We start from the raw sequence: 13,522 nt of genomic DNA, 5'->3' as shown, positions 1-13,522 counted from the left end.
GGCGGCGTCACGGACTCAGTCGACATCGCTGGCCAGGGAGACGGGGCGCTCGTCGTCCCGGGGCCGCGGCCTGCGGCGGCCCTTCATCCAGGCGGTGGCTGCGATGAAGTAGAGCAGTGTGGGCAGGACGATCAGGCTCTGGAACGTGTCAAGGCAGGCCACGGCGATGGCGTACCAGGGGCTGCGACGATTGACTGGCTGGTAGCCGGCGGGAGGCGTTTCCGTGGGGCTGCGTTCGAGTACCGGGCCGTAGGCGGCTTCATAGGGATCGCTGGCGTCGTTGCCCCGGGCTGCACCGGCAAGGCGGCACAGCAGCGGATAGCTGAGGAAGCCGACCAGCCACACGGAGATGAACAGGGCGAACAGATGTATTGCCTCGAGCATCAGCAGCACGATCCCCACTACGATACCGAGTCCCCACGCGGCGAAGGCGGGCAGGTTGGTGTCGCGTCCTTGCTGCTCACGCCAGAAGGGGTGGATGCCCAGCCGCGGGAGTAAAAAGTGCTCCGCAGCGATGACCGCACCTACCGGGGCGATCAGCATGATGAAGTAGGACAGCACGTTCAGCCATTGGGTGAACACGAACGGGAAACAGACAATCACCGTCGTCGCGGCGCCGGTGGTGAGGCCCGCGAGTGTTGCTCGGCGCAACCTAAGTAGTAGATCGTTCCATTAATATATTTACAAATGCGTCGTGAGCCGCCATGCTCGCCATACTATTCAGACTGGAGATGATCATGGGACGGAAAAGTGGTCGAGCGGTACTGGCGCTGTCCGACGAGCAAAAGGCCAAGTTGTCCGGTTTGGCGGCCTCGCGTACGGCACCGGTGCGCGAAGTGGAACGCGCCAAGGTGCTGCTCAAGTACGCGCAAGGGCTGTCGATCAGCGAGATTCATCGGCAATTGGGCGTAAGCCGACCGATGATTTACAAATGTGTCGACAAGGCGCTGGCGGCCGGCGTTCAGGCGGGGCTGAAGGATGCCTACCATCGGCCTCACGCGCCTGAGATCAGCGACGAGGCCAAAGCGTGGGTGATCAGCATCGCCTGTACCAAACCGAAGGAGCTTGGGCTGGCGGCTGAGTTGTGGAGCATCTCGGCATTGGCGCGCTATGTGTCCGAACAAGCGGAGCGGTCGGGATTTGCGCGTCTTGCCGGGGCCGGCAAGAGTACGGTCTGGCGAATTCTCGACGAGAATCAGCTCAAACCCCACAAGATCACCTATTACCTGGAGAGGCGCGATCCCGACTTCGACCGCAAGATGCATGAGGTACTGATGGTCTATCGGGACGTTGCTCTTTACACCGAAGGCGCCGTTCATGAGGGCCGGCCGACGCCGATGTACACGGTCAGCGTCGATGAGAAGCCGGGAGTTCAAGCGATTGGCTTGACGGCTCCCGACTTGCCGCCGGTTCCGGGCAAGGCGCCGACGGTGAGCCGGGATTACGAGTACGTCCGTCATGGCACTGTCTCGATTCTGGCCGGCATCGACTTGCATACCGGCCATGTGTTTGCCCAGGTTGAAGACCGGCACCGTAGCCGCGAATTCATTGCGCTGCTCCGGTCGATCGACGCCTACTACCCGCCGGAGGCCATCATCCGTGTCGTCCTGGATAATCATTCGTCGCACATCTCGAAGGAGACGATGGCCTATTTGGCCACGCGGCCGGGCCGGTTTGAGTACGTTCACACGCCCACGCATGGTTCCTGGCTCAACCTGATCGAATGTGCTTTTTCAAAAATGGCCCGGACCTTCCTTCGCCATATCCGCGTCGCCTCGATTGCCGAGCTCAAGGCGCGCATCCTGAAGGGCATCGGTGAAATGAACGCGGCCCCGGTTGTCTTCCGCTGGAAAAAGTTCGACGTGGAGGTCGCATAATACGTAACCATATTGTTGGAACGATCTGGTAGTTATATCTTTTCTAATAGCCGAGCTATAACGGCAGGTAGCTCTCTAGGGTGGTGTATAGCTATTGCCCCGTCAGGGGTCGTCTCCTCATCGGGGAAGCGATTGAAATGTATTACATGCATGCCTGCCTCGAGACCTGCAATGACACCCACCACAGCATCATCGATGACTACGCACTTGTTGGGTGTGAACCCCATCATCTCGCCGGCTTGCCTATAAAGTGAGGGGTCGGGTTTCCAAACACCCAGTGTGTAAGCGCTGAACAGGCGATCTTCAAAAAAAGGGGCGAGGCCACTACTCTCCATGGCGCAACGAATTTTCTTCTCGGGGCCGTTGGAGACGACGGCCTTAAGATGATCAGGCAGTGCCAGGAGTGCTTCTCGCATACCTTCGATGGGGAGGAGTTCGGCGCGCATGCGTTGCTCCATAAGTTCCCGCATGTTGGCTTCCAAGGCTGTATACCGATCGCCCAGGGGTACGTCATGGCGCTTGGCCAAGGTCTCGATAATCGTGAGAAAACGTACGCCACGGAATTCCTCAAGATACTGCGTTGCGGTAAAGGGCAGGTCGAACTGGGGCAATATCTCGCCGAGGACATCAGCGAGAAGTATCTCACTGTCGACCAAGGTACCGTCGGAATCGAAAAGTAGGCAGGGAAGGCGAGTCATACAACACTCCAGAAAGCGGTTACGGCAGGCTGATTCCGCGAGTTAGCGGCCAACGGGTGGCGTGGAGCCAAGTTCGTGCCGGACCCCCAGGGAGATCGCCAGGCTTTGGGCGAGGCATAGCGACGCCGTTAATCCGCGAAAGCTTTTCACTTCGGCCTCCTGTACCACGAAGCAAACGTCCGCTAACTGGGCGAGCGGGCTCACATTCGAATCAGTGATCACGACTAGAGGGATACGGCGTTCACAGGCCGTGGCCGCCAGTTGCCGGGTCTCTTCGGCATAGGGACTGAAACTGATCACCATCAGCGCATCGTGATCGCCAATTGACCTGACCTGTTCTCCATACATTCCGCCAAGACCATTGACCAGGAAAGCGCGCTTGTCGATGTGGTGAAGTGCATAGGTCATGTAGCTGGCCACCACGAAGCTTCGACGTGCACCCATGACATGTATGGCGCGTGCTGCCTCGAAGATATCCAGCGCCTGTTCCAGGCCGTCCGGGTCGATACGCCCGGGAAGTTGCTCCAAGGCCAGGCGATTGGCGTCAGCGAATTCCCAGAGAAGCTGCGTGCTGTCAGGCGTCTCGCCGGTGGCGCTACGTACCGCGCGGATGCGCTCCGTATAGTTGGGGAGTTCATCAACGAGCCTGGCCCTGAAAAGTCCTTGCATCTCCGAAAAGCCGGACAAGTCGAAGGTATTGGCGAAACGAATCAAGGTCGATGGAGTGACGCCCGCGGTCTCTGCGATTTTGGCCACTGTGGAAAATGCGACATCTCTAGGATGATCGAGCAGATAACGCGCCGCTTGCTGGAGCCTGGGGCTCAGTGATCCATATCGGGCTGTGACGCGCTTCTTGAGCTCGTCGAAGTTCTGAGGCGAGGGCTGAGTCATCGAAAACAAAGGGACCTTAGATTATGAGTACACGCTAGCATTAATGGAATTTTAATTCCATTATCCCAAAGTATAGGAACATTTGGTTTGACTGAGGTATCAAATGGAACGAATATTCCAGATATACCTTGTGTCGCTAGGGGCTTGTGAAGTCGCTCCCCTAGATAAAGGAGAGCATCTTGACCATGCATGACCCTAATCGGAAATATCCGTTGGATTTGATCTGCCTGGGGCGTGTCGCCGTTGATCTTTACTCGGAACAGCTCGGTAGCCCTCTGGAGGACGTGACTAGTTTTGCCAAGTACCTTGGTGGCAGCTCCGGCAACGTGGCGTTCGGGTCGGCCCGGCTTGGCTTGAAGTCCGCCATGCTTTCCCGCGTGGGCAACGAGCAGTTGGGTAATTTCGTGCGTAAGGAGTTGCAGCGTGCAGGCGTCGATACGACACCCCTGCAGACTGACCCGCATCGCCATACCGGGTTGGCTCTGTTGGCGCTCAAGGATCGCGAAACCTTCCCACTGCTTTTCTATCGCCGCGACTGCGCCGACATGGCAATTGACGCGGAATTAATCGATACCGATTACATTGGCTCGGCACAAGCCCTCGCCATCACCGGTACGCACCTTTCGACTGACGTGACGAGCCGGGCCTGCAAGAAGGCTTTGGACGCCGCCGCACGCCACGGCACCAAGCGCGTACTGGACATTGATTACCGTCCCGTGCTTTGGGGGCTTACCGACCCCGGCGATGGCGAAACACGCTACGTCTCAGATGCCCGGGTCACCGAGGATCTACAAGGCTGGTTATCGCATTTCGATCTGATTGTCGGGACCGAAGAAGAATTCCACATCGCCGGGGGAAGCACCGATACATTGGCCTCCCTGCGTGCCGTTCGTGATGTGAGCGATGCGACACTGGTATGCAAGCTCGGCCCCCTAGGCTGCGTCGTCTTCGAAGGCGCCATTCCCGACCGAATCGAAGAGGGGGTGCTGGTCAAGGGTGTCCAGGTCGAGGTGCTCAACGTGCTCGGGGCGGGCGATGCCTTCATGAGTGGCTTGCTACGTGGGTGGCTGCGGGGCGAAAGTTGGAAAACCAGCGCTGCCTATGCCAACGCGTGTGGCGCGCTCGTGGTCTCACGTCACGGCTGTGCCCCGGCGATGCCGACCGAAGAAGAACTCATGGATTACCTGGCTCGCCGCGAGAAGGTCGCGCGTCCGGACAAGGACGAGCGGCTTAATCATCTTCATCGAGTCACCACTCGCATCCCCAAGAATTGGTCCGAAGTATGCGGGTTGGCCTTCGACCATCGACGCCAATTGACGGACATGGCGATGGCTGTCGATGCCGATGTGGGCCGCTTGCCTGACATGAAGCGCCTGCTGGTGAAAGCGGCTGAGCAGGGCGCGCGCCAGGCAGGCCTTGCGACGCCTGCAATCTTGTTGGACGACGTCCTGGGTCAGGATGCCTTGAACGAGGCGACCGGGCGCGGTTGGTGGATCGCTCGCCCGGTAGAGTTGCCGAGTTCCCGGCCCCTGCGATTCCAGCATGGCGAGGATCTCGGCAGCCGGTTTCGACATTGGCCTTCCGAACACATTATCAAGTGCCTCTTCTTCTATCACCCGGATGATCCGGTCGAGCTGCGGCTCGAGCAGGAAGCGCGTGTCCATCGCTTGTATGAAGCGGCCCGTCTAAGCGGCTTGCAGCTCTTGCTCGAGGTTATTCCACCGTCGGATAGCCCTATCGACGATTCAACGCTGCCACGCAGCCTTAGTCGTCTCTATGAGCTCGGCATACGACCCGATTGGTGGAAGCTGCCTTCCATGTCTGAAAGGGGGTGGAAATCCGTCGGTGAGATCATCGACGAGCAAGACCCCCAATGTTGTGGCGTCGTTCTGCTGGGCTTGGATGCGCCAATGGGCCAGTTGAAGGAGAGCTTTGGCCTTGCCGCGAAGCACCGTCACTGCAAGGGCTTTACGGTCGGGCGCACTTTGTTCGCCCAGCCCTGCCGGGAATGGTTGGCGGGGCAGCTAAATGATGACGAGCTCATAAGCCATGTCGCGAGCAACTACTCGGAACTCATTCACGAGTGGCATTCACTACGTCAGCGCGACAACGCAACACACGTTGAGGAGAGAAGATAAGTCATGCGGACTCTGGGAAACTACGTCAATGGACAAAATGTAGACAGCACGAGTACGCGCTCAGCGCCTGTCCATGACCCAGCCACGGGCGAGCAAACCGCACAAGTGATGCTCTCCTCTGCCGAAGAGACACGCGATGCCGTTTTGGTCGCCGAGCAGGCTTTTTCGGGTTGGTCCAAAATTACTCCGCTCAAGCGGGCGCGTATTCTATTCAAGTTCAAGGCCTTGGTCGAAGAACACACTGATGAACTGGCGCAGCTGATCGCCAGTGAACATGGAAAAGTGTTTTCCGATGCAAAGGGGGAAGTAATTCGTGGGCTAGAAGTGGTGGAATTTGCCTGTGGCATACCCCATCTGCAGAAGGGTGAGCACTCCACTAACGTGGGGACGGGCGTGGATAGCTTCACCATGATGCAGCCGCTGGGCGTGTGCGCTGGGATATCACCGTTCAATTTTCCTGCCATGGTGCCCATGTGGATGTTCCCCATAGCATTGGCCTGTGGCAATACCTTCGTCATGAAGCCCTCGGAAAAAGACCCCTCAACGCCGATGCGCCTGGCCGAGCTACTCAAGGAAGCCGGCTTGCCGGACGGCGTCTTCAATGTCGTCAACGGCGATAAGGAGGCCGTCGATATATTGCTCACGGATGAGCGCGTCCAGGCTGTCAGTTTCGTCGGCTCGACGCCTATCGCCGAATATATCTATGCCACTGCTTCTGCACACGGTAAGCGTGTGCAGGCACTGGGGGGCGCCAAGAATCACATGGTGATAATGCCTGATGCTGATCTCGACAAGGCGGTGGATGCCTTGATGGGGGCCGCATACGGCTCCGCGGGTGAGCGCTGCATGGCGATCTCGGTTGCGGTGCCTGTGGGTGAAGAAACGGCTGAACGGTTACGCGAAAAAGTCGTGGTCCAGCTCAATCAGCTCAGTATTGGTCCGGGGCTAGTCGAAGGGTCCGACAACGACATGGGGCCTCTCATCACCCGTGAGCACTTGGAGAAAGTCAAGGATTACATTCGCATCGGTCAGAAAGAAGGAGCCGAGCTGGTCATAGACGGTCGACAAACGCCGATTCAAGGAGCTGCCAACGGTTATTTCATCGGCGGTTCATTATTTGATCGTGTCACGCCTGGAATGCGTATTCAAAGAGAGGAAATTTTCGGGCCTGTGCTCTGTATTGCGCGCGCGGCAAGCTTCGACGAGGCCGTTACGATGATCAACGAGCACGAATATGGCAATGGTACGGCGATCTTTACTCGTGATGGCGATGCTGCTCGCCAGTTCTGCGAACAGATTCAGGTGGGTATGGTAGGCGTCAATGTGCCGATCCCTGTTCCCATGGCATTCCACAGCTTCGGTGGCTGGAAGCGCTCGCTATTCGGCCCGCTCCACATGCATGGCCCCGATGGCGTGCGGTTCTATACCCGTATGAAGACCATCACACAGCGCTGGCCGGGCGGTATCCGTGAAGAGACCAATCACTTCACGATGCCGACAAACTGACCTGCGTGAAAGTGGCTTGAGACTTGGAAGGGGGTTGGGAGTTGTGAGTGATAAAACAGTACTGATCACAGGCGGGGCTTCTGGCATCGGGTGTCAGACCGCTCAGAAATTCAGGGAAGAGGGCTATCGGATAGTCGTTGCCGACCGCTATCGCTGTGAGGTGGAGCCTGACCTGTTTATTCAAGCGGACTTGACTGATCCGACAGCCAGGGAGGCTATCGTTGCGCAGATCGATCGGCTCGATGTACTGGTGAACTGTGCTGGCGTCAACCTGCAGGAGCAAGAGTGGGAGCTTGCAGGGTTCGAAATGTCCATGACGATCAATTGCACTGCCGTGTTCGACCTGTCCACGCAATTAATCGGAAAGCTAAGTGAAACGGGTGGCGCCATCATCAATATCGCCTCGATGTGGAGCTACTTCGGTTCGCCCAAGTCACCTGGCTACAGCGCAAGCAAGGGAGCGATCGTCTCCCTTACCCGGTCGATGGCGGTTGCCTGGGCTGACAAGGGCGTGCGCACCAATGCAGTGGCCCCTGGCTGGGTCAAGACCAAAATGACCGAGGCAGCACGTGCGGATAGCGCACGCTTCGAGACAATTTCGGCACGTATCCCCATGCAGCGGTGGGCAGAGCCGGAAGAAGTGGCATCCGTCATCTTTTTCCTGGCCTCGGAAAACGCCTCCTACGTCAATGGCGCAATTATTCCGGTCGATGGTGGCTACATGGCAGGCTGAGGCCGTTTGTCATTCAACGATCATTGACATCTCGTATCCAGATGGTGGAAGCATGAAATCTTACGTGATTCACGGTCCCAAGGACCTACGCATTGACGAAAAGGAAGAGCGAAGCCTGGCAAGTGATGAGGTCCGCCTGGGTCTGGCCTATGGCGGTATCTGTGGCTCAGACATGCATTATTACCAGGACGGTAAGGTAGGGCACTCGATCGTCAAGGACCCCATGGTGCTTGGCCACGAGCTGGCAGCCGTCGTATTGGAAGTGGGACAAGGCGTCAGCGGTGTCTCCGTAGGTGATCGGGTCGCTATCAATCCCGCGTTGCCTTGCGGCACGTGCGCCATGTGCCGGCAGGGCGAAGTAAACGTCTGCTTCAACATGCAGTACCTCGGGAGTGCGGCCAAGCGACCCCACAGTCAGGGGGCGTTCGAAGAGCGGCCCGTGGTGAAAGCTCACCAATGCGTGATATTGCCTGTCGATGCGGACCTTAAGCTGGCCGCGCTGGCTGAACCCTACGCTATCTCGTTGCATGCCGCCAACCTTGGCGACGTCGCCGGAAAGCGCGTGTTAGTGACCGGGGGGGGCACGATCGGCACCCTCGCGGCGGTGGCGGCCCTGGACCAAGGTGCTAGTGATGTCTATGTATCCGATGTTCATGCGGCGGCACTGGAACGCGTCAAAAAACTTGCGGATGTCCGCACGCTGGATGCCAGAAATGTCGAGGAGCGCGTCGTTTCCGGGGAGCTTGAGTTTTTCGACGTAGTACTGGAAGCCTCAGGCGCAACGCAGGCGTTCAACACGGCGGTGAAAGTGCTTATTCCAAAAGGACGGTTGATCCAGATCGGTTTCCTGGCACCTGAGGCGTTGGACATGAATTCGATTCTGACCAAAGAATTGACCATCCGCGGGGCCTACCGATTCTTGAATGAATTCGAGAAGGCGGTCGAGTCCGTGCTGTCCAAGCCCGAACTGGTAGAAGCCGTTTCGGCAACGTACGACTTCGGGGTCACTGACGAGGCATTCGAATCGTCCTTGGATAAGCAGAAACACTTGAAAGTCATGATTCGTCAAGAAGCTTACGCTTCATGACGACTAACGACACGAGGCGACCCGTATGTTGAATATGCTTCGCTCTAGAACAATGGAAGAGTGGCTTTCAGCGGTCCTAATGACGGTTGTCATTGCCTTGCTGGGAATCCAGGTTGTCTTGAGGTTCGGTTTTGACCGTAACTTGAGCTGGCTTGAAGAAGTGTCACGTTATTTCTTCGTTTGGGCGATTTATTTTGGGTTCGTTATCGCTGCAGAGCAAAATCGACATATACGAGTCACGTTTCATATCTCGATGATGCCCGCGAAGTTTCAGACGTTTATATTGACTATCGCTGATACCGTGTGGCTGGTATTCAACGTTATACTTATCTGGCAAGGCGGAAAGCTGTTTTATGAATCAATGCAATTCCCCTACATTTCACAAACTACAGGCATAAACCTGGCGTGGGTGCAAGTGATAGTACCCTTGGGCATGTTGTTTATTTCCGTGCGTGTCATTGGCTGCATGGTGTCCCGCTGGAAGCATGGCTTGGACACAATCGACACTCGAGTTGACTAAAGGTACCCTATGAGCCCCGCAATCATTCTTACAGTTGGCTTTGTCGGCTTCTTGCTGCTCGGTGTGCCTGTCGCGATTTCGATGGGGATGGCAGCGATATTGAGCATGCTGCAATCCGGGTTGCCGCTATCCTACGTCGTGCAAAGCGCCTATTCCGCCGTCAATGATTTCACAATCATAGCGGTCCCGATGTTTATCCTGGCCGGTGCCCTGATGGAGAAGGGCGGGCTGACCGAGCGACTAATCCTGTTCTCGCGTGCGCTGGTCGGCCCGGCGCCCGGTGGGCTCGCTACGGTAACCATCGTAGCTTGTACTTTATTCGCGGCAATTTCAGGATCGGGGCCGGCGACGACCGCGGCGATTGGCTCCATTATGATCCCCGCCATGATCAAGGAGTATAAAGATCGTGGGTTCTCGAGCGCCATCACCGCGAGTGCGGGTGGTATCGGCGTGGTAATTCCCCCCTCGATCCCAATCATCATTTATGGCATTACGTCGGAAACCTCGATCACGGCGCTCTTCGTCGCTGGAGTTCTCCCTGGGCTCTTGCTGGCATTGGCGCTTTACTTGACAGTGCTGGTCATCAGCAAGAAGCGAGGCTATGTCGCTCAGGATACAAGCAAGCGTGACGTTGGCGAGATATGGCGCACGGCAAAAGAAGCTAAGTGGTCGCTCTTCGCGCCGGTGATCATTCTTGGTGGTATATACCTAGGGGTCTTTACCGTCACGGAAGCCTCCATTGTCGCGGTATATTACGCGCTTTTCGTAGGTACCTTCATCCACCGAGCCATTCGGTTACCCACGTTCATCGATAGCCTGGGATATACTGCGCGAGTGGCGGGAACCGTAATGCTGGTCTTAGTAACAGGCCGTGTTGTCGGCCGACTGCTCTCCATGTATCAGATTCCCCAGCAGATATCGTCGCTTATGCTGACGACTTTTACTGACCCCGTCACACTGATTCTAGTTATCATTGCACTACTGATATTTGTTGGCATGTGGATGGAGACGCTGACGCAGATTATCATTCTGACGCCACTTTTGCTGCCTGTCGCTGTAGGCGTCGATATCCATCCCGTTCAATTTGGCATCATGTTCGTGATCGCCTGTGAAATAGGCTATTCCACGCCACCGCTCGGTGTGAACTTGTTCGTGGCCAGCGAAATAGGTGAAACGACAATCGAGAAAGTGAGTTGGGCGTCATTACTCTTCATTGGCGCCGAGGTGGCGGTACTCCTCCTCGTAGCCTTTGTTCCCCAAATCAGCTTGGCATTGCCGGAGCTTCTGGGGCTGATTCGTTAACAACCAAAGAGGTATTACCATGGCCTTTAAAAAAATAATGGCTGGCATGGGGGTCTGCAGCCTGGGGCTCGCCAGCTCGGCTGTTTTCAGCGCAGAGTTCAACATGCGCTTGTCCCACGGCGATAACGAAAATAACCCGACGAACTATGCCGCTGTAAAGTTTGAAGAGCTAGTCGAGAAGTACAGCGATGGACGTATCGACGTAACAATCTATCCGTCCAACCAGTTGGGGGATGAACAGGAAGTTGCACAGTCGATGCGCATGGGGACCATCGAGTCTGCAATTGTCTATACAGGCAACCTGGTGCCGCTGGCGCCTTCGGCCGGTGTGCTGATGCTTCCCTATGCTTTCACTTCATCGGAACAGGCCTGGGCGGCCATGGATGCGTTGCAGGAGCCTCTCAATGAGCGCATCACCAGCGAGGCAGGGGTGCGTGCCGTAGGGCTCCTGGAAAAGGGCTTCAGGGTCCTGACCACAGCGGAAGAACCTGTTCGTACGCTCGATGATCTCGAGGGGCAGAAGATTCGAGTCTCTCCGAACAATATTGCCATTGAAACATTCAAGGCTTGGGGTATCGACCCAATCCCCATGGCGTGGGCGGAAGTATTCTCCGCGCTTCAGCAAGGGGTCATAGACGGCCAGGAGAACCCCTACACCACTGCGATTTCGAGTAACTTCTATGAAGTACAGGATTACATCACCGAAATTCATTACATGATGTGGACGGGGCTGTTGCTGGTCAGCGAGCGCTTCTACCAGCGGCTACCGGAAGCCCTGCAGAATGCCGTTGATCGCGCCGGCCGGGAAGCGGCCGACTACGAGCGTGAGCTTTCCGCCAAGCTGACCAAAGAGGCCAAGAACGAGCTTGTCGATCTGGGAATGGAGCTACTAGGCCCCCCTGAAGACGAAGCAAAGTGGCAGGAAAAAGCCAAGGCAATCTGGCCAGACTTCTACGCAGACATTGGCGGCAAGGAGTGGGCACTTGAAGCCCAGCGAATCATGGATGAAGCCATTAAAAATAAGTGAGTTAAATTTGCTGCGGTGTTCTGCTCCCAAGATTCATAGAACAACCGCAGCACTTTGGGTCGCACGGTAGAGGTAGGAGCCAGTGCCTGTACCTTGAACTACACGCCGGCGAGTTCCTGCGCGAGGCGCAGTCCGGCGCCTGCGGGCTATTCGGCACGGTGCTCGGCCCCGAGTACAACGCCGCCCACGCCAATCACTTCCATTTCGGTATGCGTGGCATGAGTTTCTGCCGCTAGGAAATACTGCACAAATGCCTGCGCGGACTAGGCGTCCCCGACGAATCGCTGCGTTGCGCGGTGCTGGTACGCCAGCCCGGTCGGAATCCTCACATATAACCCATATGCTGCGGTTCCTGCGCTCCAGGCGCCTTGCGCTTCCTCCCGCTCACCTATTTGTGCAGCACTTCCTGGGCCGACGCTACGTGGTGTGTCCCGGCAAACGGCGGGCGGGCTGCTGCTGGGTGATGCAGTGGATATTACCGCCCCCCAGTAGTATCTCGCGGGCGTCGACGGCGATCACCCGGCGCGTGGGAAACAGGCCCTCGAGAATCGCTCGTGCCGTGTCGTCGTGGGCCGGATCGAGCCTGGGCATCACCACCGCCGAGTTGCCGATATAGAAGTTGACGTAGGAACCGGCCATGCGATCGCCGGGCTTTCGTGGGCGCGAACTGCTCAGCCGGTCGACGCCGCTGGCCTCGGACTCGGCGATGGTCAGCGGGCCGGGCATCGGCAGCTTGTGCACGGTCAGCCGGCGCCCCTTGGCGTCGCGGGCGGCCTCGAGGATATTCAGCGCCTGGCGGGAAATGGCGTGCTGCGGATCGCTCGTATCGTCGGTCCAGGTCAGCGCCACCTCGCCGGGGGCGACGAAGCAGCACAGGTTGTCGACGTGGCCGTCGGTCTCGTCGAGATAACAGCCGCGCGGCAGCCAGATGACCCGGGTCACGCCCAGATAGTCGCCCAGCAGGCGTTCGAGCTCGGCCTTGCTCAGCTTGGGATTGCGGTTGGGGTTGAGCAGGCACTCCTCGGTGGTGATCAGCGTGCCTTCGCCGTCGACGTGGATCGCCCCACCTTCCATTACCAGCGGGGCGATGAAGCGCTCGGCACCGAGCATCTCGGCGATCTTCGATCGGATGCGGCGATCCTTGTCCCACGGGAAATACAGGCCGCCGTTGAGCCCGCCCCAGGCGTTGAATTCCCAGTCGACCAGTGCCAGCCGGCCGTCCGGATGGGTCAGGAAGGTCGGGCCGACGTCGCGCATCCAGGCGTCGTTGCTCGACAGCTCGACTACCCGGATGTGGGCCGGCAATTGATGGCGCGCGTTCTCGTACTGATCGTCGTTGACGCCGACGAACACCGTCTCGCTCTCGGCGATCGCCCGGGCGACGGCGACGAACGCCGCCTGGGCCGGCTTGGCGCCGTAGCGCCAGTTGTCGGGGCGCTGCGGCCAGAGCATCCAGCAGGCGTCATGCGCGGCGAACTCGGCGGGCATCGAAAAGCCCAGCGCGGCGGGGGTGGCGGGTGGGCTGTCGGTGGCGGAGATGATGGCTTGCCGGGTGATCATGGAAGTTCTCGAAAGGGGGCGACTCGTCGTCAGTCTGCCTGGCCGAAGCCCCGGGGGCTAGGCTAGCAGCCTGTCGGACTTTCCACTCCAGCATGAGATAATGCCGGCATCAAACTGACCACGGACCCGCCATGAGCCACTTTCGTTCTGTCGATCGTCATACGGCCTATCTGCTTCCTCCGT

At 57.8% G+C, this 13,522-nt stretch carries 13 protein-coding genes; 9 read left to right on the top strand and 4 right to left on the bottom strand.

Annotated features, from left to right (window positions below):
* Window positions 1-15 precede the first annotated feature (15 nt).
* On the bottom strand, window positions 16-651 hold the full coding sequence (locus tag K7I12_RS07230) for a hypothetical protein (RefSeq protein ID WP_231663725.1): 636 nt from the start codon (window positions 649-651) through the stop codon (window positions 16-18).
* Window positions 652-737: 86 nt separating this feature from the next.
* Between K7I12_RS07230 and K7I12_RS07225 the strand changes: the two genes are divergently transcribed.
* Window positions 738-1,877: an IS630 family transposase gene (locus tag K7I12_RS07225; protein WP_231663798.1), complete on the top strand. Its 1,140-nt coding sequence runs from the start codon at window positions 738-740 to the stop codon at window positions 1,875-1,877.
* A 32-nt stretch (window positions 1,878-1,909) separates the two neighbouring features.
* Here the strand turns inward: K7I12_RS07225 and K7I12_RS07220 are convergent, their stop codons facing one another.
* Window positions 1,910-2,575, bottom strand: a complete 666-nt coding sequence (locus tag K7I12_RS07220; protein ID WP_231663724.1) for an HAD-IA family hydrolase — start codon at window positions 2,573-2,575, stop codon at window positions 1,910-1,912.
* 42 nt (window positions 2,576-2,617) lie between these two features.
* A complete protein-coding gene (locus K7I12_RS07215; RefSeq protein ID WP_231663723.1) occupies window positions 2,618-3,466 on the bottom strand; it encodes a MurR/RpiR family transcriptional regulator in 849 nt (282 codons plus the stop codon).
* Window positions 3,467-3,651: 185 nt separating this feature from the next.
* Between K7I12_RS07215 and K7I12_RS07210 the strand changes: the two genes are divergently transcribed.
* The 8 genes from K7I12_RS07210 to K7I12_RS17665 are packed head-to-tail and all read left to right on the top strand — an operon-like array spanning window position 3,652 to window position 12,015.
* Window positions 3,652-5,604: a bifunctional 5-dehydro-2-deoxygluconokinase/5-dehydro-2-deoxyphosphogluconate aldolase gene (locus tag K7I12_RS07210; protein WP_231663797.1), complete on the top strand. Its 1,953-nt coding sequence runs from the start codon at window positions 3,652-3,654 to the stop codon at window positions 5,602-5,604.
* Window positions 5,605-5,607: 3 nt separating this feature from the next.
* Window positions 5,608-7,110, top strand: a complete 1,503-nt coding sequence (locus K7I12_RS07205) for a CoA-acylating methylmalonate-semialdehyde dehydrogenase (RefSeq protein WP_231663722.1) — start codon at window positions 5,608-5,610, stop codon at window positions 7,108-7,110.
* Between the two features lie 43 nt (window positions 7,111-7,153).
* A complete protein-coding gene (locus K7I12_RS07200; RefSeq protein ID WP_231663721.1) occupies window positions 7,154-7,843 on the top strand; it encodes an SDR family NAD(P)-dependent oxidoreductase in 690 nt (229 codons plus the stop codon).
* Between the two features lie 52 nt (window positions 7,844-7,895).
* Window positions 7,896-8,930, top strand: a complete 1,035-nt coding sequence (locus tag K7I12_RS07195) for an L-idonate 5-dehydrogenase (protein ID WP_231663720.1) — start codon at window positions 7,896-7,898, stop codon at window positions 8,928-8,930.
* A 25-nt stretch (window positions 8,931-8,955) separates the two neighbouring features.
* Window positions 8,956-9,450 (top strand): TRAP transporter small permease, encoded by a 495-nt coding sequence (locus K7I12_RS07190; protein WP_231663719.1) that lies wholly within the window; start codon window positions 8,956-8,958, stop codon window positions 9,448-9,450.
* A 9-nt stretch (window positions 9,451-9,459) separates the two neighbouring features.
* Window positions 9,460-10,752, top strand: coding sequence for a TRAP transporter large permease (locus K7I12_RS07185; RefSeq protein WP_231663718.1), 1,293 nt, complete (start codon window positions 9,460-9,462; stop codon window positions 10,750-10,752).
* Between the two features lie 19 nt (window positions 10,753-10,771).
* Window positions 10,772-11,779: a TRAP transporter substrate-binding protein gene (locus K7I12_RS07180; RefSeq protein ID WP_231663717.1), complete on the top strand. Its 1,008-nt coding sequence runs from the start codon at window positions 10,772-10,774 to the stop codon at window positions 11,777-11,779.
* A gap of 5 nt (window positions 11,780-11,784) precedes the next feature.
* Complete coding sequence (locus K7I12_RS17665) at window positions 11,785-12,015, top strand: extensin family protein (RefSeq protein ID WP_442908031.1); 231 nt, start codon at window positions 11,785-11,787, stop codon at window positions 12,013-12,015.
* Window positions 12,016-12,196: 181 nt separating this feature from the next.
* Here K7I12_RS17665 and aguA read toward each other — a convergent pair whose 3' ends face one another.
* On the bottom strand, window positions 12,197-13,339 hold the full coding sequence (gene aguA / locus K7I12_RS07170) for an agmatine deiminase (RefSeq protein WP_231663715.1): 1,143 nt from the start codon (window positions 13,337-13,339) through the stop codon (window positions 12,197-12,199).
* Window positions 13,340-13,522: the final 183 nt, after the last annotated feature.

Source organism: Halomonas sp. IOP_31 (assembly GCF_021151495.1).
In the GTDB taxonomy this organism is placed as follows: Bacteria; Pseudomonadota; Gammaproteobacteria; order Pseudomonadales; family Halomonadaceae; genus Modicisalibacter; species Modicisalibacter zincidurans.
The sequence above is the reverse complement of the archived record's forward strand: the minus strand, read 5'-3'. Positions and strand labels throughout refer to the sequence as shown.

Excerpts from the sequence above, each read along its gene's own strand:
- K7I12_RS07225 (WP_231663798.1), top strand. The coding sequence starts at position 738 with ATGGGACGGAAAAGTGGTCGAGCGGTACTGGCGCTGTCCGACGAGCAA.
- aguA (WP_231663715.1), bottom strand. The coding sequence starts at position 13,339 with ATGATCACCCGGCAAGCCATCATCTCCGCCACCGACAGCCCACCCGCC.
- K7I12_RS07205 (WP_231663722.1), top strand. The coding sequence starts at position 5,608 with ATGCGGACTCTGGGAAACTACGTCAATGGACAAAATGTAGACAGCACG.
- K7I12_RS07185 (WP_231663718.1), top strand. The coding sequence starts at position 9,460 with ATGAGCCCCGCAATCATTCTTACAGTTGGCTTTGTCGGCTTCTTGCTG.
- K7I12_RS07220 (WP_231663724.1), bottom strand. The coding sequence starts at position 2,575 with ATGACTCGCCTTCCCTGCCTACTTTTCGATTCCGACGGTACCTTGGTC.
- K7I12_RS07180 (WP_231663717.1), top strand. The coding sequence starts at position 10,772 with ATGGCCTTTAAAAAAATAATGGCTGGCATGGGGGTCTGCAGCCTGGGG.
- K7I12_RS07190 (WP_231663719.1), top strand. The coding sequence starts at position 8,956 with ATGTTGAATATGCTTCGCTCTAGAACAATGGAAGAGTGGCTTTCAGCG.
- K7I12_RS07215 (WP_231663723.1), bottom strand. The coding sequence starts at position 3,466 with ATGACTCAGCCCTCGCCTCAGAACTTCGACGAGCTCAAGAAGCGCGTC.
- K7I12_RS07210 (WP_231663797.1), top strand. The coding sequence starts at position 3,652 with ATGCATGACCCTAATCGGAAATATCCGTTGGATTTGATCTGCCTGGGG.
- K7I12_RS07195 (WP_231663720.1), top strand. The coding sequence starts at position 7,896 with ATGAAATCTTACGTGATTCACGGTCCCAAGGACCTACGCATTGACGAA.